This is a genomic window from Janthinobacterium sp. SUN211, from assembly GCF_030587315.1.
Lineage (GTDB): Bacteria > Pseudomonadota > Gammaproteobacteria > Burkholderiales > Burkholderiaceae_D > Janthinobacterium > Janthinobacterium kumbetense.
Genome location: NZ_JAPWIC010000008.1, coordinates 110,013 through 129,077 on the forward strand (window position 1 = coordinate 110,013; position 19,065 = coordinate 129,077).

At 56.2% G+C, this 19,065-nt stretch carries 19 protein-coding genes and 2 pseudogenes; 1 reads left to right on the forward strand and 20 read right to left on the reverse strand.

Going from position 1 to position 19,065, the window contains the following annotated elements; all coding sequences use genetic code 11:
• Positions 1 to 389: 389 nt before the first annotated feature.
• From O3301_RS23465 to O3301_RS23530, 14 genes and pseudogenes are all read right to left on the reverse strand, one after another.
• Positions 390 to 908 carry a hypothetical protein gene (locus O3301_RS23465; RefSeq protein ID WP_305057651.1) on the reverse strand — a complete coding sequence of 173 codons (519 nt, stop codon included), beginning with the start codon at positions 906 to 908 and terminating at the stop codon, positions 390 to 392.
• Entirely contained in the window at positions 905 to 1,648 is a 744-nt protein-coding gene (locus tag O3301_RS23470; protein ID WP_305057652.1) for a hypothetical protein, read from the reverse strand. Before O3301_RS23470 ends, O3301_RS23465 begins: the two co-directional genes overlap by 4 nt.
• Entirely contained in the window at positions 1,629 to 3,266 is a 1,638-nt protein-coding gene (locus O3301_RS23475; RefSeq protein WP_305057653.1) for a GspE/PulE family protein, read from the reverse strand. The genes O3301_RS23470 and O3301_RS23475 overlap by 20 nt, the downstream gene beginning before the upstream one ends.
• Positions 3,267 to 3,277: 11 nt before the next feature.
• Entirely contained in the window at positions 3,278 to 4,462 is a 1,185-nt protein-coding gene (locus O3301_RS23480; RefSeq protein ID WP_305057654.1) for a type II secretion system F family protein, read from the reverse strand.
• Positions 4,463 to 4,465: 3 nt separating this feature from the next.
• The gene (gene gspG / locus O3301_RS23485) at positions 4,466 to 4,897 is read right to left on the reverse strand and encodes a type II secretion system major pseudopilin GspG (protein ID WP_305057655.1); all 432 of its coding nucleotides are present in this window, start codon (positions 4,895 to 4,897) and stop codon (positions 4,466 to 4,468) included.
• Complete coding sequence (locus O3301_RS23490) at positions 4,894 to 5,361, reverse strand: type II secretion system protein (protein WP_305057656.1); 468 nt, start codon at positions 5,359 to 5,361, stop codon at positions 4,894 to 4,896. The genes gspG and O3301_RS23490 overlap by 4 nt, the downstream gene beginning before the upstream one ends.
• A gap of 1 nt (position 5,362) precedes the next feature.
• A complete protein-coding gene (locus tag O3301_RS23495; protein ID WP_305057657.1) occupies positions 5,363 to 5,749 on the reverse strand; it encodes a type II secretion system protein in 387 nt (128 codons plus the stop codon).
• Complete coding sequence (locus O3301_RS23500) at positions 5,736 to 6,227, reverse strand: type II secretion system protein (RefSeq protein WP_305057658.1); 492 nt, start codon at positions 6,225 to 6,227, stop codon at positions 5,736 to 5,738. The genes O3301_RS23495 and O3301_RS23500 overlap by 14 nt, the downstream gene beginning before the upstream one ends.
• On the reverse strand, positions 6,224 to 8,512 hold the full coding sequence (locus O3301_RS23505; protein ID WP_305057659.1) for a secretin N-terminal domain-containing protein: 2,289 nt from the start codon (positions 8,510 to 8,512) through the stop codon (positions 6,224 to 6,226). Before O3301_RS23505 ends, O3301_RS23500 begins: the two co-directional genes overlap by 4 nt.
• 3 nt (positions 8,513 to 8,515) lie before the next feature.
• Entirely contained in the window at positions 8,516 to 9,013 is a 498-nt protein-coding gene (locus O3301_RS23510) for a hypothetical protein (RefSeq protein ID WP_305057660.1), read from the reverse strand.
• The gene (locus tag O3301_RS23515; protein ID WP_305057661.1) at positions 9,006 to 9,485 is read right to left on the reverse strand and encodes a hypothetical protein; all 480 of its coding nucleotides are present in this window, start codon (positions 9,483 to 9,485) and stop codon (positions 9,006 to 9,008) included. Before O3301_RS23515 ends, O3301_RS23510 begins: the two co-directional genes overlap by 8 nt.
• Positions 9,486 to 10,192: 707 nt before the next feature.
• The gene (locus O3301_RS23520; protein ID WP_369812231.1) at positions 10,193 to 10,519 is read right to left on the reverse strand and encodes a helix-turn-helix domain-containing protein; all 327 of its coding nucleotides are present in this window, start codon (positions 10,517 to 10,519) and stop codon (positions 10,193 to 10,195) included.
• 814 nt (positions 10,520 to 11,333) lie between these two features.
• Positions 11,334 to 11,516: pseudogene (locus O3301_RS23525) on the reverse strand (IS3 family transposase); the annotation flags it as partial.
• Positions 11,497 to 11,649: pseudogene (locus O3301_RS23530) on the reverse strand (transposase); the annotation flags it as partial. The pseudogenes O3301_RS23530 and O3301_RS23525, both read right to left, overlap by 20 nt.
• A 174-nt stretch (positions 11,650 to 11,823) precedes the next feature.
• Here O3301_RS23530 and O3301_RS23535 point away from each other — a divergent pair.
• Positions 11,824 to 12,333, forward strand: coding sequence for an HAD family hydrolase (locus O3301_RS23535; protein WP_305057662.1), 510 nt, complete (start codon positions 11,824 to 11,826; stop codon positions 12,331 to 12,333).
• 239 nt (positions 12,334 to 12,572) lie between these two features.
• Here the strand turns inward: O3301_RS23535 and O3301_RS28620 are convergent, their stop codons facing one another.
• The 6 genes from O3301_RS28620 to ssb all read right to left on the reverse strand — a co-directional run bounded on the left by O3301_RS28620 (position 12,573) and on the right by ssb (position 19,055).
• Positions 12,573 to 12,944, reverse strand: coding sequence for a cation:dicarboxylate symporter family transporter (locus O3301_RS28620; protein WP_369812232.1), 372 nt, complete (start codon positions 12,942 to 12,944; stop codon positions 12,573 to 12,575).
• Between the two features lie 122 nt (positions 12,945 to 13,066).
• Positions 13,067 to 13,507 (reverse strand): hypothetical protein, encoded by a 441-nt coding sequence (locus O3301_RS23545; RefSeq protein ID WP_305057663.1) that lies wholly within the window; start codon positions 13,505 to 13,507, stop codon positions 13,067 to 13,069.
• Positions 13,507 to 15,579 (reverse strand): integrase, encoded by a 2,073-nt coding sequence (locus O3301_RS23550; RefSeq protein WP_305057664.1) that lies wholly within the window; start codon positions 15,577 to 15,579, stop codon positions 13,507 to 13,509. Before O3301_RS23550 ends, O3301_RS23545 begins: the two co-directional genes overlap by 1 nt.
• Entirely contained in the window at positions 15,572 to 17,128 is a 1,557-nt protein-coding gene (locus O3301_RS23555) for a site-specific integrase (protein WP_305057665.1), read from the reverse strand. The genes O3301_RS23550 and O3301_RS23555 overlap by 8 nt, the downstream gene beginning before the upstream one ends.
• A complete protein-coding gene (locus O3301_RS23560; protein WP_305057666.1) occupies positions 17,125 to 18,414 on the reverse strand; it encodes a site-specific integrase in 1,290 nt (429 codons plus the stop codon). The genes O3301_RS23555 and O3301_RS23560 overlap by 4 nt, the downstream gene beginning before the upstream one ends.
• Positions 18,415 to 18,545: 131 nt before the next feature.
• On the reverse strand, positions 18,546 to 19,055 hold the full coding sequence (ssb, locus tag O3301_RS23565; protein ID WP_034781209.1) for a single-stranded DNA-binding protein: 510 nt from the start codon (positions 19,053 to 19,055) through the stop codon (positions 18,546 to 18,548).
• Positions 19,056 to 19,065: the final 10 nt, after the last annotated feature.

Genomic DNA, 19,065 nt, shown 5'->3' on the forward strand with positions numbered 1-19,065 from the left:
CTTACCGACTTGCAAGTAAGCCAACGCGTGCAGCACGCGAACTGCGGGCACGCGAGACTGCTGAACTTGAGCTGCCTCGGACACTTATTTCCCCCTAAACCAGTGCATCGATGAAACCGCACCGGAGGCTGCTCCATAACGTACAGCTCCCGCAGATTGACACCGCGTCCTGCCCTGCCAGTCAATACTCTTACCATATTGGCCAGAACCGCCGATATGACGAAATTTCAGAGAGCAACTATTGTGAGCGAAATGAAATCATTAAATTCTAACCAATATTCACTTTTGACAACTATTTTTAATTTGCAATGTATTCCTTTGCCGGTTGTGGGTAAGGACGCTATTCAGAACGCGCGCCGTGCGCCCCATCTTCGCTCCTAGCCCGAACGTTACGGCGCCACGTCAGTACGAACTTCAAAAGCCAGCACCACTAAACCACTGCGCGTAACGTTTTTCTGATGTGCCAAATACACGCCATTGAATCCTCTCTGCTCAGCGAGCGACGTCAAATAAGCACTCAATGCCTCTACACTTCGGGCCTCCCCGCGCAAAATCAATTTCCCCCCTAGCTTGTCCGGAATGAACTCCAGCAGTTCAATATCCTGATTATTCGCCTGCTCCAGTGCCCGAAACAAGGGATACCAGGAATAAGACCGCTCTGCCGCCAGCGCATCCCAGCGCTTAGCCCGCTCGATTTCCTCGCGGGACGGCTTTGGTGTTGGAATACTGCGCTGCTGCAGGCGCACCTTGGCCAGGATCGCCTCTGACTGCCGGGCATCCGTTGCTGCCTGCAGCGCCCTGTCTGCCGTCCAGGCAGCTGCAGCCGTAATGCCAATGACAGACAGCCACAGCCATGCTTGAGCACGCGGGCGCGGACGCATGAGGGCCTGATACTCAGACCCCATCATTCCCAGCTCCTGTGATCCAGCGTCTGCAGCACTGCGTCCGGGTAGGATGCCGCGAGCGGATCGCAGGGTACCGCGCCACCGTCAAAGCTCCAGCTGCCAATCCGTTCGATGGCGCTCGCCTGTGCCTGCGACCGCCGCATCAGGCGCCGTAGCGCAAGATCACGCTCGGCTCCAGCAGGCTGCACATCGACGGCTGCCAAGGCGCCGTGCTCGAAGCGCAGCGACGTGTAGCGGCCTGCTTCTGCCAGAAGCAGGAGCGCCGCACGGCGCTGCGCTAGCGGATAGCGCCAGTACGCGGCTGCCGCCACCGGAAGCACGCTGCGCAGGCGCAGGTGATGGGCAGCCGCGAGCGTCCTCAGCCGCTCAAGCTCAACAACAGGCAATGCATACGCCATGCCCGCCTTACCGTGGCGGCGGTAACCATATTGCATGGTCCAACCAGCGGCAACTGTCGCGCCAACATCCTCCAGGCAGGCTTCCGCATAGCGCATCTGCTGGGCAGCTGTGCGCAAGGTATCCTGCCACGGCAGCACCACCATGCGGGCTATTTCATCGCTCAAGGTAACGTCCAGGTGCAGGGGCCACCAGCGCGGCGCCGGCCGCTGCGCCAGCAGCATGTCGGCCAGCGCCACGCCAGCCACAGCGCCGATTGGCGGGCTGACCAGCTGCCTGCCGGTGTATAACCAGGTCCGACCGGGAAAGATGCCGAGCGCACGGCGCTCAAGCCACAAAGGTGACACGATTGACCTCCTGTAAAGTGGTGCGACCTGACCTGACCAGATCCAGCGCGACGTCGCGCAGGAAACGTGTGCCTTGCCGTCGTGCCTGTTCTTTCAGCGCACGTGCTGGCGCGCGCGCCACGATCAATTCGCGCATGTCGTCGGTCAGCCGCAGCACCTCGGCAATGGCGCGCCGGCCCTTGTAGCCGCTGTTGCGGCAATGACTGCAGCCGGCGCCCGCCATGAAGTGATAGCTGCCCGGATCAGCAATGCCGGATTCGGCCAGCATAGCCGCGTCGGGCTGCATGGGAACCGTGCAGTGTGGGCAATTCTGGCGCACCAGACGCTGTGCCACCACGCCGGTCAGCGACGAGACGAAGTTATACGGATCGACACCCATGTGCATGAAGCGGCCGATGACGTCGAAAGTGTTGTTGGCGTGTACTGAAGTAAACACCATGTGGCCGGTGAGCGCCGACTGCACGGCGATCTGCGCGGTCTCGGCATCGCGAATTTCACCCACCAGTATCTTGTCGGGATCATGTCGCAGGATCGAGCGAAGCCCCACGGCAAAACTCAGCCCTTTCTTCTCGTTGACGGGAATCTGGAGCACGCCGGGCAACTGGTACTCGACCGGATCTTCAATGGTGATGAACTTGTCCTCGCCGTGATTGATTTCCGTCAGCGCCGCATACAGCGTCGTGGTCTTGCCGCTGCCGGTAGGTCCCGTCACCAGCATCATGCCGTAAGGCTCCGATGCCAGGCGGCGCAGCAGACCGATCGTTTGGTCGTCGAAACCCAGCGAATCGAACGTCAGGCGCTGGACGCCGTCCATCAGGGCTTTCTTGTCGAGTACGCGCAGCACTGCATCTTCGCCAAAGATGCTGGGCATGATGGATACCCGGATATCGATGTCGCGCCCGCGCGAACCCACGCGGAAGCGGCCATCCTGCGGGATGCGCTTCTCGCCAATATCAAGCTCGGCCAACACCTTGACGCGGGCGATCGCCTGCTCCGCCAAGGCGGTGCTAGGCACCATGGCAATACGGCTCAATACGCCGTCAATGCGGAACTTGATCTGCAGGCCCTGCGGCAAGGTTTCAAGGTGAATGTCGCTTGCGTCCAGGCGCAAGGCGTCAAACACGGTCGAATTGATTAGCTTGACGGCGGGACTGGCCTCTCCCTGGATAGCAGTCAGCGTCAGTTCGCCGCTCAGGTCACGCTCCGCCTCGACAACCAAGTCGGCACCAACCGCATCGGCCACCGCACTGAACATGGCTTCGTGCGACTCAAGTGCCGCCAGCAGAGATACAGGATTGGCCAGGAACCAATGCTCGATGTTCAGCGTGGCCAGCCATGCTCCCAAGTTGTCCTGCAGCGGCAGCCCCTGGACGGCCACCAACTGGCCATCCAGGCGGCCAACCAGTGTATGGCGGCGTACCATTTCACCGTACTCGGCCAGCGCGAAATCTGGCTGCACGCCAAGCAGGTTCACGTCCGCCAGCACCGGGTAGCCGAGCAGGACTGCCGCCGGTTCCAAGGCGTCGTCGGGCGCCAAACCGTGCCGGGCGGCCAGCCGCTCCAGCCACTTAGCAGGTGCCCCCTCCTTGCAGGCGGCCGCGATTTGTTGCAATTCCATAACAATCTCACTCATACAATATTGGCCAGGTCGAAAATCGGGCTGTACAGCATCAGGACGATGGCGCCCACCACCAGGCCCATAGCCAGCATCAGCACAGGTTCGATCAAGCGTCCGGCCAAGTCGATCCAGCGCGCCGTCTCCTGGTCATAAAAATCGGCGATATGCCCCATCATTTCTTCCAGGTTGCCGGACGACTCACCCGCTTCCAACAGGCGTACCGCGATCTCGGTACTGAGGCCGCACTGCTGCATCGAGTACGACATCGCCCGTCCTTCGCTGATCAGGCGCACTGCCTGGTCCAGATTATCGTGCAGGACCAGTGGCAGCGAGGCGCGCGCCATGCGCATGGCGGCGAGTACGCTGAGGCCGCTCCTGACCAGCATGCTCAATGTGCGGTACAGCCGCCCCAATTGCATCATCCGCAAGCGCTCACCGATCCACGGCGAACGCATCACCCGGATATACAGCGCGGCCCGCAGCGCGGGATGCAGGATGGCAGCGCCCACCGCCCCGTAGGTGGCAATCACCGCGCCCCAGGCGATCAAGGTATGCTCCTGCACGAATGCGCCCCACCACCGGGCTACGCCAGCCTGGCTGGCGCCCATGGTGCCCACGTCGTCATACACTGCGGCAAAGCGCGGCAGCACGTACAGCATCAAAAAAGCGATCACCAGTGAGCCGATGCCCAGTAGGACCGTGGGATAGGTAGCGGCTGCGGCCAGCTTGCCGCGGATCTCGTCGACCTGGCGCTGGTACAACATGTAGCGCTCGATCGATGCCCGGATCGAACCTGTGGTTTCGCTGGCGCGCACCATGGCCACATACAGTTCCGGGAAAACCGACGGTAAAGCGGCCATGGAATCTGACAGTTGCTGGCCCTGGCGTAACGCCCGCAACAGTGCCTCGCACACGGCCTTGCTGCCCGGCTTGCGGTCGTTACGCCCCAGCAAATCGATTGCATCGACCACGGTCTGCCCTGCAGATAGCAGCGAATGCATCTGCTGGTTGAACACCTTGAGGTCGAAACCTTTGCGGGCGGAACGCAACGCAGGCAAGGCCCCTCCGGCACGCAGCTCGAGTACGCGCCCCCCGCTGCTTGCAATCAGCTGGCGGGCTTCGGCTTCGCCGGCTGCGTCGACCGAAATGTCTTCGACAGTGCGCGCAGTTGTCAAAATCTTGGCACGAAATTGCATGATTTAGTTCCAGCTAGCGATATCGGCATCTTCGCCGTTACCGTCAGGTTTGCCGTCGGCGCCATACGATAAGAGGTCGTATTCGCGCTCTGCCCTGCCGGGTATGACGTAGACATAGGCATTCCCCCAAGGATCGATCGGAATACCCTTCTTTACATAGCCGCCCTGCCAAAGGGGCTCATTCGCCGGCCGCACGACTAGCGCGGCCAAACCGGCTTCGGTACTCGGGTAATGGCCAGTGTCGATGCGGTATTGGTCCAGCGCAGTGGCGAACGCCTCGATCTGGACTCTGGTGATCTGCGCCTTGGAACGTCCGATATGGCTGAAATAGTGTGGCGCCACGAAGGCTGACAGCAGGCCGATGATGACGATCACCACCAGCAGTTCAATCAGGGTGAAACCGCGCGCGCCACCGTAAAAACTGGCTCGTTTCATTGCGGCTTCTTTTCCGGAATGTACACGAACTGCCAGTCACTGTAGCGCCTGGCTTGCGCGAAGCTATCGAATCCTTCGGGAAAGCCAGCGCGCTTGAGCGGCGCTACAGCCGAACGTGACCGCACGCCTGTCACCCTGCCATCCTCGTTGCGAAGCAATTCCCATGCCCCATCTGCAGCCATGGGATCACGGTATGCCTTGCGCAGGTGGCGACGCGGATTGGTGAAGCGGCTGTCGTACAGCAGTTCGGCCACTGTTTCAGGATGGGTGTGTATACTGCCTGGTGCATTCTCGTAGTAGTCGTGGATCGCGTCGCGATAGGCCATACCGCGCCACAGCAGCTCGACCTCACGGTCGCGCTGCTCCGCCACCTTAGTCGATTCCAGCGCGCGCACGGCCGCCAGCGACAAGGCCGCCACCAGGAACATCACGATCACATAGCTGAATCCCTCTTGTCTGCGCATATCACCACTCCCTGAGCCAGCTGCCGTCGCGGGCGGCATTGCTTGCGCCGCTGTGCACATCCGCAACGACACCCTGCGCTGCATCGTCGGGCGCTACCGGCACCCAGGTCTTGGCGCTCTGCGTGAACGGATCGACCGGCAACTTGCGCAGGTAGCGCGCCGTCACCAGTTCTACCAGGTCATCCGGGTAACGGTTATGGTCGGAATAAAACTTGTCGATTGCATCGCGCATCACGTATAAATCTTCCCGCAGCACGTCTTCCTTGGCCCGGTCGAGGTTGCCGAAGTAGCGCGGCGCAGCCACGGAAACCAGCAGACCGAGGATGGCCAGCGTGACCAGCAACTCGATCAACGTAAAGCCGCGCTGGCCGCGTTCACCACTGCGCATAGGGCACCCCGTTGAGTCCCATCTGGGCCGAGCGGGAGTAGACATCGAAAACATCGGCGCCTTCGCGCGGCGCTTCTTCCGACGAGTCATAAGCGCGCTTGCCCCAAGTGCTGACGGCGGGCGCCTTGCGATCGGGATAGAATGGATCGCGTGGCAGCCGCCGCAGGAAGTACAGCTTCGGTCCGGTCCGGTTATTCTCGTCGACGATGCCCTCGGTCAGCGTCTCCAGGCGTGGCGGATATCCAGAATCCTCGATCTTGACGATGATGCTGCGGCGCACGACCGCCGAGTGGTACGCATCGATGCCACGACGGATGTCGCGTAGCGCCTGGCGCAGCTCGCGCTCCTTTTCGCGCCGCATGGTGGTTTGCACCACCGGCACGGCGACCGTCGCCAGCACGCCCAAAATGGCAGCTGCGGCCAACAGCTCGATCAGGCTGAAGCCGCGGCTGGCGCCCAGCAGGCGCCAGTGCCTCATGGCGCGATCATCACTGAGTGCGTCACGGGCAAGCCCGGACGGCCAACCGTGCTTTGTGCGCCGATCGGCGTGAATCCGATCAGCGAGACGGCGGCATCGGCCGACTGCCCTCGTGCTTTCAAATGCAGGGTCAACAGCGGCTTGGCACCGTTGGCCGGTACACCAGCGCCGGTGTCGAATCCCAGCGAAATCCGTCCGCTGGCCGCATCGACCGACTTGCTCATCGAGCCCTTACCACCCGCGTTGAAGTAACCGCCGTCATCGATGCCGACCACTTCGAACTCGGCGGCGTTATAGGCCAGCTGGGCGGAACCGGCCCGCAGTGGCTCCGCGCTGTCGAGGTTCAGGATCAGTGCGAAGTTGTCACCAGGCTTGATACTGGCCGGCCCGTACCAGCTGATCTTGGGAGCGTTGGGCGCGCTGGCTAGGGTTGCTGGCTTGAGCACCTGTGGTGCTGCCGTATTAATGATTTCAGCCGCACCATTAGCGCCGGCTGGTGCTGGCTGAACCTTGTCGTCCACGCTACGGAGCAGCAGCGGGCGGTCGCGCAGCGTCGTCTCCGTTCCCGACCAGAACGATTCCGCCACAGGTCCCTGGCGCTGCAGATTACGCACCAGTCGCGGCGTGATGGATAGCACGATCTCGGTCTTCTGGCGGCTATCATTCTGGCTGCCGAACAGGCGTCCCAGGATTGGGAAGTCGCCCAGCAAGGGGAGGCGGTTACCGGACGATCGGTCTTCGTCGTTGATCAATCCGGCCAGCACCTGGGTTTCGCCGTCTTTCAGGCGCAGCGCGGTGGTGACGTTACGCGTACCAATCTGGTACGCCTGCGAGCCATTATTGGTTTTCACAGACGATACCAGCGAGCTCACTTCCAGCGTTAGTTTCAAGCCGATCTCGTCGTGTAGGTGGATGTCTGGCTCCACTTCGAGCTTGAGGCCAACGTCCAGATACTGGATGTTCTCGGTGACAAAGTTATTGGTGCTTGTCGTGGTCACCACAGGAACTTTGTCACCGATCATGATCTTGGCCTTCTCGCGGTCGCGCACACGGATACGGGGATTGGCCAGCAGATTAGCTTCCCCGTCAGTTTTCTGCAGGTGGATAGTGGCCGACGGCACAGTAATGCCAATCCTGTCGGAATTCAGGTTACGTAGTTCGCGCAGCGTCATTGTCGACGCACTATCGCCCGATATACCCAACGGCGTCAGGGTCAACTGGCTGTTCCACTGCACCCCCGCGTTGATCAGGCGCGACCGGTTAATTTCCAGCACTTCCACTTCCAGCATTACTTCCGGCTCTTCCGAGTCCTGCAGGCGAATCAGCCGTTCAGCCAGTGCGATAGTTTCCGGACTCTCGCGCAGCAGCAACATATTGGATTTGTCTTCCACGTGAATATCTTTGAGCTTGAGCACGGTCTTGAGCATGGCCGCAGTCTGCTTGGCCTCGACGTTGGCAAGATAGAAGGCCCGCACCATCAGATCCTGGTATTCGCGTTGCTTAGCCTGGGTGTTCGGGTAGATCAAAACGCTGCTGGCATTAAGGACCTTCTTTTCCAATTGGCCTGTAGAGAGAATGACATCGATGGCGTCTTCCAACGAGGTCCGTTTAAGGAACACAGTCGTACGCTGTTCAGGCCGAACGTCGCGGTCGAAGATGAAATTGATGCCGGTGGTGCGCGACAAGGCATCGAACACCATCTTGATGCTGGTATCACGAAACTCTAGATTAACGGGTTTGCGGTACAGACTGCTCAGACGCGGCACCACGGCAAGCTGCTGCGCTTCCTGTGTATCGAGCTTTGCACGGAGCGCCAGCGCCGGTGCATGGCCTGGCATACGCCGCAGGGCGCCGGCCGTCAGCTCGGCAGCGCGTGCGCTATTCCCCTGCTTGAGCTCCCTGCGCGCCGCAGCAACATCCTCGTCCGCCTGGGCGTTTTCGGCCAAACGAGCCAGCCCCGCCAGCGCACGCGAATTTTCACCATCGAATTTCAAAATAGTGCGGTATCTGTCCTCGGCAAGTTTAATGTCGCCACTGACTTGGGCGCTGACGGCAGCCGCCAGCAGCTTGCTGCTCGCCTCCTCCCGCACACGCAAGTAATCGCGCCGGTAAGTGAGGTCGCCGGGGGTCAGCGCAGACGCCTCTGCCAGCTTACCAATGGCAGTGGGGTAGTCTTGCCGTCCGGCAGCGGCCATACCATCGCGGTGCTGCTGATACCCTGCGCAGCCGCCGAGAGCCACCAGGACAGTGACACTGGCCACCTTGCGTAAAGAAAATAAAGGCATAGATTAGCTGTCCTGTGCTGGCAAGGCGAGCACTTGGCGCAAGCCGGAGCTGATGGTTTCAAATTCGATCTGGGTTGACGTCAGCGCCACGACTTTATAGCGGCCGTCCAGCGTATCGCCGAGCCGCGCCGGCAACAGTTCCTCGCCTATGCCGAGGTAGACCACCCGGTCGCTGGCGTCGGTCAACTGCCCCAAGTAGCGGAATGGCAGCGGCAGTGGCGGTGGCGCCTCTGCTGCCATCACCGGCCCCACCGTGCGCGTCTCAACCGGAGCCGGCGCGGGCGCCCACATGCGTGGTGCGAACGGATTTTCCTCGGCTGACAGCCACTGCGTTGACTCAGCGGGCATGCTGGCCGGTGCAGCCGCAGACTTTAATGGGGGCTTGCCGGGAGACTGCGCAACCACGACAAGCTCCTCCTCAACCGGATACAAGACGGCAGCAATGGTTGCCGTCAACAATGCAGTCAGCACGGCCCAGCGCCGGCGAACCGGCTTATCCACGGGATGCCTTCCTAAAAAAAGCGGAGAATGCCAATTGGCAACCCAGGATACTCACGCCAGCATTCTCGCGCTGGCAGCGGATGGTATCAAGCACGACATGCGGCTGCTCCACTGACAGGGCAGCCAACAGTTTGCGCACTTCCAAGTAACCCGACTTCATCTCAAACTCGATGCGGTAGCGGAGGTATGGTTGGTCCACCGCGCCTTCGAGCACATAGAAAATTTCATCGGGGCGGACGCCCAGCTCACGCGCGGTAGCCTGGAACTTAGAGGTAAAGCGGGCACTGTCGAATGCTGGGAGGTCAGTGCCAGGAGGCGGTGGTGTGGACTTCGCTTGGTGCAGCCCCGGAGTGGTATTGAGCAAATCGGAAAGTTCAGCACGTGTTTCCCGTCCACGACAGTCCCAGTAGGCCATCGTGGCGACCGCTACACCAGCGCACAATACCGTCAATAGTAGCGACAGGGATACCATGGGCCGGCGGCGCCATAGGCCCATCATGTAAAAAGCCCATAGATCCAGCACGCTCGTCGATTCCCACGCAATACGAAAGGTTCAGCGGAGAAATATTCTCCAGACAGATGATTATAACTTGGGAAATATTTCAAAATCTCACACAATATCACTTACCATCGAACCAACTCCCAGCACGCTGATTCTTCGATCTTCACCTAAAGTACTTGGCAATTTCTCCGAGAAATAGTCACCAATGGAAGAGCAGAATTTTCTGACTTAAAGCCTAACCGTCGCGCGTTGCTCGGCGACTTGCTTGAACACATGGATGGGCCGAACCGCTTGGTGTACCGTCCCATGTTGGAATGGGTGGCCAAGCCTGAATATGCCTTTGACGATATCCTGCGCTTGGTACGAGGTGTCCTTGCTGCCCAAGGCCAGCGTGCCGGAACGCGTGGATTTCGTTCTGAGTACTTTGGCGGGTAAATCGCCCTGTTGGGCTGCCAGGGTCAACGGAGTAAGACTGGGACGATGGAGGGGGTGCCAGCTTGGCGGCCCGATTGGCCGCCCAGGCTAATGTACGCTCCGGTATACACCAGAAGATAACCAGCAATGATGGGGGCAAGAGGTTGTTAAAGATGATCGCTGCTGATCGCTTGAAATGCATTAAATGCAAGAGTTATAGATAAAAACGCAGAGCGGTCTCGCGAGAGTCGAAAGCAAGCCAGTTAATCATCACAGTCTCCAAACTCTGTGTTGAGCAAACTCATCAGTCGCGTACGCTCAATCTGCCTTAACGTCCCCCACCTCAAAATTAACTCAGCAAGTTCATCATCATCCGCATAAAAATACGCAACCTGCAAGCCCAAAGCTTCTGCCAATTTTTGCGCCAAGGAGTAGGGTGGCTCATGGATGCCAGTTTCGTACCGGCTCATACGAGCGCTAGCTGTGTGCTCATCCAACCCAATCGCCCATCCAAGCCGGTCCTGGGGGATACCGAGTCTCTGCCGTGCACTTTTCAATCGTTTGCCGAATACTGTCGACGGTTGCTTCATTACCATCCTACGATATTCGTAGGATCGGCTTGAAAAATCTCTACGAAAAACGTAGAATTGATATTTCATTTTTCAATTCGGACGCGCTTTGATCTATCAACGCATACCTAAACTCTAGCGGCGAGGCATTCAGCAAAAGTCGTTGTATTTATCAACAGTCCTAGCAGGGAGGTACCTTAACGTTAAGGTCGAAAATTCTAAGCCATAGAAGCACCTGCTACAGCTCAACTAGATATGGACAATGGGCCGAGCAAGTTGCAACAATGACCACAAAAACAACATATAAATTTTATACTTCAGGCATTTCGCCTCAAGCGAAAACAGTAATGCATGCTGCAGTTAAATATGCTGAACAAAACAAGCAAACCCACCTCCACAGTATGTTGATAGCTGACTTCTGTAATTTTTCAGGACTTGACGTTAATACCCCCGTACTACAAGTCCTAGAATTGATGAAACAGGCACGAAGTGCAATACTTTCTGTCAGCGTCGTCGATGTAATAAGCTCCCCAAAAAAGGAAGTTACATATGGAAGTTGGCCTGTTTTTTCGTTTATTTCAATAACAAAAACTCACATCTCGTTCGAAGTTTGTCGCTATATGTGGGATAAGATCGTCTAAGCAGACGATGGTTTTCATTCTTAGAATGCCTATGCCATGGCTGCGGCCAATCGCCTGCCTATTCTAGAATCAGCACAGTTATCAGCCAGTTCGGCTGCGTTCTCTATGGGTTGGGTCTCGACCTGAATACATGCACCATATCGGTTCTTCCGTAGTACTTTCAAATGTTCCTTACTAGGCTGAAGCTGTAGTGGTCAACCCATCCCGAACACTATATTAAGTTTTTCTTCGACGACGGCCGGTGCCAGTCCTTGGTTGAACTGATGCGGTCGTATCCAGTTATACCAGTGCATCAGGTAATAGCTGATGTCTCGTTGTCCCTCTCGTGCCGTCATTTAACTGGTTGACGGCAGCCACTTCGTTTTGAAGCTGCTGAACCCAGCGGCGCATTAGCGATTCTCCGACGCCGATCGACCAGCTGGCCTCCACGTGGCTGTATCCCTGATCCAATACCAAGCATGCTGCCTGCTGCTTGAACTCAGAGGAAAATGTACGTCTTTGCTTGCTCATCAAACACCTCTCCATGGCGAGCATTCTCGCCTAAATCAGTGTCCGGGTACATTAAATCACTACACCTGGCCGAATTCAGCCTGCCGATGCAGTCGCTAAATTTATACCTTTACAACCTGATATGCTAGCGCGAACGGCTGGGTTCGGTCACAAGCGACAACGAAAGGCAAGAACATGGCGCAGGTCCGACTGATTGTCTTCGACTTAGATGAAACCTTGGTGCATGCGACTGAGGTTGCCTTGCCTTGTGCTCACTCCTTTCGCATTGGCCCATATTTTGTCTATGTACGACCGTTTGCGTCTGACCTGATCAGGTTCTGTGCGTCGCACTTCGATATGGCAGTCTGGTCTTCATCGAGCGAACGCTATGTTGAGATAGTTACCGAGGAGCTGTTTGGAACTTCCTATCCCGTTGCATTTTCATGGGCGGTATCAAAGTGTGTTCAGAAGGTTGATCCGAAAAGTAACGGTTATGTGTACATAAAGGACCTGCGCAAGGCGTTGAAGCACGGGTATTCCGCAGACGAGATCATCATAATCGATGACAGTCCCGAAAAGCTCCAGCGACAACCCACGCGGCATCTTTGGCTAACTGAGTTCACAGGTGATCCGTGTGATACGGAACTTCTTGGCGTTATCGAACGCGTTAAGGCGATGGCGGAAATGCAGTCACCGACGGCCTGACGCGAATATCTGAAATGGGGCGAAAGCTGTCTGTCAGCATCGGGCCGCGCAACCATCGACAAAGTCACTGAAATTGTTTTCTGCGCCTATTATTGCCCCAAGACACACTGTTTTTGCTTCGTATTGCATGAAAAAGGAACAATTAGATAGAAGTAGCGCCTCCAGAGAACAAATACAGTGACCTTTTAAGGGAGCATGCGGGCCTCCAACGTAAGCGTCGTCTCAGCGCCGTCTTGAACTCATCGGCTGGGAAGCAAGACGATACTTCTTATACTGCCCCACTGTGGACATTGCCATTTTTTGCCCATCCCCGTTCCTGACGCGACTGACCATGGACACATAGAATTTTGCTCCCTATCTGAGCATTCATATCGAACCTGCCACTGACTATGCCAGTGGTGGCGGCAAATTATGAGAATGGATGGCGGCGAGTTTTGAGAATGAGTGGCGGCGACGGTGAGAATATTCAGGAAAGCCGCGGTGTACTTTGCCAATCCGTCCGGATACGTCACCGACGGATCGATGCCATACAGTTGCACGATAAAGATAGTCGCCACACCAAGGAAAATGGCCGCCCCGTCCAGGTTGAACGTATAGCCGACCGGCACCACGAAGCTTAACGATGCGCCGTGGCACGCCTAGGCTTCGAGCTTTCCATCAGCTGTCGCATAATGGCGGCCAAGGTTGCCCTTGAAAGGCCGGCACTTGCCGCACAGTGTGGGTTTCGCTGGGATCACATGATGCGCTTGACTCCCCGGTCACTCTGCCCACGGTTAACAGCCGGCAGCGGCAGGTTGAGTACGTCCAGCGTCAGGCCCTTCAGACCAGCGTTATAAGTCCACCGCACGAACTGCTCGAGCAGCGCCGCATTCTCTCTTTTGAGGCGTTCGTTTTCAGCCTCCACCCGCGCCAGTCGATCCAACGACATCTGCAGCACAGGGTCGGCGACCTTCTTCACCACGCCACGCCCACTCGCCAAGGCCATTTTCCGGACTGTGAAAGCTTGTTTGATACGTTCGTGCTTGTTGAGTGCCTGTCGGGTGTATCTCTGCCCTAGGCGTCGATCTACGGCCTCCACCAGCCCATCCCACGTTAGATCTTCTGACCAGCCATCCAGAATCTCCACGATTTCCCGAATCAACTGGTCATCCAAATTTTTGGACCGCTTAACCATCACTCGTGATCTCCAAACAATGACCCATTAACGCCCACCGAAGCCAGCAAGGCAGCGCCTTGCGACAAATCACTCGTACTAGACAAGTCCTTGCCCAGCGCCTGCCCGGCTTGGGACAGCCTAGACGCCGACGGCAGATGCTTGAGTTGAATCACGGCTCCGCGCTGGATCATCGGGTTATCTAAAATCACACTCAACTCATCAAGACGCTGCAAGGTCTGGGTCTGGTGTTGCAGCCAGCGATCAGCCCCGTATGCACCCTCCTCAACTCCCTTGCGAGCAGCTACCAGCAACCCCCGGGTTTCCTCTATTTGTCGACGAATGTTGGCTTCTCGAACCTCGTCGCCTTTGATGCACACCAGCTCATTACAGTTGAGGCAATCAAGGTACTTCTGGCACGGCGTGGATGCGTAATCGTGCGTGCAGTAACCGAACTCAGTCGTGTGCGCATTCATGACCTTAAGATTCGCAAACTCATCTCGCTTGATGGACGGCAAGCTTGGTGCATGTCCCATAGGGCCAAACATCTTGGACTGGTCCCCAACCGCATCGCGAATCAACGCAAGCTTGTCACGCGCAGAGACATGGTCGTACACGCGGTTCTGACGAACATCCTTACGACCCGACCACTTCGCAATGTCAAGATCGTTCAGGCCACCCTGCATCGCCAGTGTGTTCAGGTAATGCCGAAACTTATGGGTATTGAGCCGGACAGGCTCCCCATCCACACCTGAGATGCCGGCACGCGTAAATACGGATGATGTCCCATGCACAACGCGGCCACCCAATCCGTCGCTCACGACTCCATGCGTAACCGACTCGAGACCATATAACTTTGTCCGCTTCCGCTGATGGAAGGTAAGTAAGGGAACCACACAGAGCGCCTCCGAATACTTCAAGCCCAGTGCTTTATCCAGATAAGGGAAATTATGGGGCAAGCTCTCGATAACAGCTTTCTCAAGGTCGGCAAACGGAATCCCCATATCTTTTAAACGCCCCCCCAGTTTTCTCAGCCCTCTGTAGCGAAGCCAAGTCATTGCCTCTTGCGTGAGTTCCGGTACACCAAAAATAATTTCGGAAACCTGCTCTAGCGTCAGACCTACGCCGCGTAGATGCTTCAGACGTTCGGGTAAGTACAGCAAGGTTGGATTGGCTTCATACCACCGCGCCAAGGCTCTGGAGCTCTCTGTGTACTGCCGGATTCTCGCAATCGCATCTTTGACAAGGTCCGTCATAGATGGAATGACGTACTTGATCATGGGATCCGCCCCCTTGGCCGGCCAGTAACGCAAGCCATAGACCTCTCGCCCATCCGGCAACCGGTCGTGGTGTTCACAATCTGCTCGCAATGTCAGAATTTCAGCGATTCGATCCGGTGTTGAAAACATGATGGCCGTAATCGATGTGATGATTACATCCTCCGGCTCTTTGGCCAGCCTGTAAGCCTCAGCAACGGCATTCAAATCTGCTGCCGAGGGCAACCTCTCTCGCCTGCGGTCATCGAACTCTTTACCCACTCGCTGGGTATCGGCCGGACGTTTGATGTGACTTTTCCAGCTCAGCGCAGTTTTGGTGAGCCGCTTCTCCGTCAAAAACTCAGAAATACTCTGTAGCTGCCACCCAAATCTGTACGCGCTCTTTGCCGAGCTCTTCTCTTCAATAAGTTGGGCGGCACGGTTCAGCACATGACCATCGACATCCAACGGAGATGCTTTTCCGACCTCGTGCAGCGCTTTACAGATGGCGCGCAACGGCACTACCCTCGTACTCTGATCAATAATCGGTTTAAGACCATGCTGATACCGGACATACGCCTTGGCAAAAGACACAAATGGCTCAGGCATTGACTTCGGATCAAGGTCGTTTACCGTATCCCAGTTGCTAAAATAAATTCGTTTACGTGACCTCTTCCCCTTGTCTTGTACGGTATCAGTGATATCCCATACAAAATCATCAAAAGGCAAATCCTTTCCAAAGACAGCCAGCTTGCTCTTGCACAAGCCGATGAAGGCGTCCAGATTTTCCTGCGCGGTCTTTTCAGCCAGCGGCGTGAACAGCACAACATCAGACATTAGCGCGCTCCAACTTTGACAACTTCACCTCGTCACAGCGTCGCACCACTTCAGCGACAGCGAGAATGGCCAAATCATTGATGGACGCCACGCGCTCATCGGTGGTTACCAGCAATTTCTCGCGCCTATCGAGCAAATAAGCCAGTACCGCCTCGTGTGGCCCATCGAGCCAAGGCTCAAAGCACGAACACCTGTAGCAGGCAATCGGAGCACTGAAGCCGCAGTGGCTGTACTGGCCACAAGATCCCATAGCCTGCCCACTGCGATCAATCCGCAAATCGATGATTCGACTGGATGGGGCAGTACCTCGCGTAGCATCAGCTTCACTTTTAATGAGCTTGCCCACAAAAGCTTGAGCAAGCGGCGCCATTTGGATGGCAATCGCCCTGTCAATGCGCTCGTTGATGGCAGGGGTTGCCTCGATGTACACGCCGACGCTCTGTGTGTCCGTGTGGTCAAGAATCTCGGCGATGATCAACGGTCCATGTCCTTCTTCCGCCGCCCGCGTTCCAATCGTTCGGCGAAATCGCGTCGCAGCAATGTGAATTTGCTCACCCGTCCGATGTGAGCGCACGCTCAATGATTCCAGCACCCGTTTGACTCTGTTCGCCAAAGCAGCCGAACCGTTGTGGAACTCATATCCCGCGGCAGTGCGCTGAGTCGACATCGCGGGAAACATCGGCGCCCACTCAAGATCAGGTAAAAGAGCTGCGAACCGCAACTTCACCTCTTGGATGTGAAGCAGCATGAGCTTGCCAACTTCAGGAAGAATAGCTCGATTCTTCTTAATGGATCGCATGTCAACCACTCCTCGCTGCTTAGCTCGCGGGATCGAAAGCATAAAGGTTTCGTCACCACCTTGAGTTTGCAGAACCTTGAGGTCACACACCTTCAAGCTCGCGTACTGGACAGGTCGCATCCCAATGGCGATCACCAACCACACCAATAGGTAATCTTGTATGCTGACCTTTTGATCCCGAAACGCATCCGAAAGCGCATCCAACAGTGCTTCGGTTTCCATGACCGTCAGTGGCCCCCAAATGGGGTCCATCGTCCTGACAGCGGCCCCCTTTTCATGCCCCTGAAGTCTTACCGACTTCAGATAGTCCACCGCCCCTTTTGACACACCTGGATAGCCCAACTCATGCCACTTCTTCAGAAAGCCAGAGAGGCAACTGAGATACCCTTTTTTGAGGACCATCGGGTCAGCAGCATAAGAAATCAAATGTTCTCCGGAAATCTCTGTCGGCAAACCAGAAAAATTATTCATCAGAAATTTAAAAAGATGCTTCGTCTTCGCATGCATATTGACTGCATGCGAAGGCGACATACTTCTAATTTGCCATGCCAAAGCCCGCTTAAATCCATCTTTTAATTCTGAATTTTCAAGTCCCCAACCATCAAATACCAAATGGACGTTTTTAACGCCATCTCGAAATTTCCACCGATCCTGACTCGGATCAAAAACAACGCCACTGCGTGTCCGAGCCTGTGATGGCAGTGACTGCCCTTCCGTAATTGAATCTAAAAACAATGGTTGCTTGTTCATTGCTTGTCCAGTGAAGAAAAACGCGCCTGCAACTCAAGAGATACTTCATTGGCCTTTTTGCGCACATGCCTTCGCGTGTAGACCTTCGCTGTGCCCGAGCCGGACTTCCAGCCCATTGCATAAGAGCGTGCCTCCTCCTCTTTTGCCTCCCCGACCCCATGCTTGTCCATTACCTCGGAGAATTTGTCATTCCACGTGTGACGAAGAATGTGAGCGGATAGGCGCTCGAACTTCGAAGGGAGTTTATCTTTGATGTCAGAGAACACCACATCCAATGCGGCAATCGACATGGGGGCACCACTTCCATTGGCAACAAACAGAAAAGGATGACGCCGAGCCCCGCTCACTGCCTGTCGATACTTCACCACATAAGCATGCAAGGCAGAAGCCAACTCTTGATCGACATACAGCATCCTTGCATTGGTCTTTGCGTTGGGCTGAATGGATCTGGGATCCTCGAAGTCATCGGCCCTTCGGTGAACGGTCAATTCGTTCCTCTCAAGGTTCATGTTACCTACCTTAATCCCAAGCAACTCCCCCTTGCGCAACCCCAGGTTCAGCAGCAAATGAACGATCAGACGGTTGCGTATGCGAATGAATTCAGATTTCCACGGATTCTGATCTGAGTCGAGCTTGACCGATTCCAGCAGTAATACCGTTTCTTCGGAAGACAGTCCTTGGCGCGCATCCAAATCGTTCTTGGCAGAGCCCTTGGGCATTCGGGCATTAATGGCACCTACCATGAACTCCTTGGCCGAAGTCAAGCCTTGGTAGTTTTCGTGGGTTGCTGCCAATGCAAACAGACTGCGGTCGACCTTCCACTTCAAGAAATCACGAAAGTACAGCAACCGGGTTGCTGCTGTATCTGCATTGATGGTGTGTGAGTTATCCACAGCAGGAGCCGACTGACGAACCGACTCAAGGCTCAGCACACGATTCGGAGCAGGTTTCTCAGTCGACTGACTCAAAGCCTGACGAAGCTTTTCCTGAGTCCAAAAGAAACTGTTTATGAGGCAATCAAACTCTCCCGGCTCAAGCAACTTTCCCTGATTGATCCGATTTTGAAGATCGACCCCCATATACTCCAACACCTGTAACCCGAACATCACGGAACGGGTAGAAGCAGTCAAGGTGGAGGCGGAAAGGTTTCTAGTCCTGAGCTGAGTCAGGACATAGAGAGTGACCTCGAAGTCAGGAACTCCCGTGTCCCTGTTAATTAGTGCAGGGAACCTTTCGCCGGAAACAAAGACGAGATTACGAACCTGAAGAGCTTGATTGCCTGGCACTTGTTTACTCTAAAGATAATTAATAGATAAGTCATTATCATAATTCAAACATCAACTTCTTTGTAAACAAAAAAAACCCGCTATTCCTAGAGAAAAGCGGGTCAATGTTTACATTCCTAAAAACCTATGGTTCAGAACGGAATATCGTCATCCATGTCCGAGAAGTTCGGCGCCGGCTTCGGTGCCGGACGTGGCGCCGGGGCTGGTGCCGGACGCGGGGCCGGTGCCTGACGTGGGGCTGGGGCTTCGTAGCCGCCGCCACCGCCGTAGCTGTCATCGCCACCGCCGGCGTCGCCGCCCATGCCGGAACGGCCGCCCAGCATTTGCATCTGTTCCGCGATGATGTCGGTTGCGTACTTCTCGACGCCGTCCTTGTCCGTGTATTTACGGGTTTGCAGGCGGCCTTCCACGTAGACGGACGAACCTTTTTTCAGGTATTGGCCGACGATTTCCGCCAGGCGGCCGAAGAACGAGATACGGTGCCACTCTGTCAATTCTTTTTGTTCGCCCGTGTTGCGGTCCTTCGATTTGTACGAAGTGGCCACGGCGATGTTGGCGATCGCGTCGCCGCTAGGCATGTAGCGGATTTCCGGGTCACGGCCCAGATTGCCGACGATGATGACTTTGTTGACTGATGCCATGAATAACTCC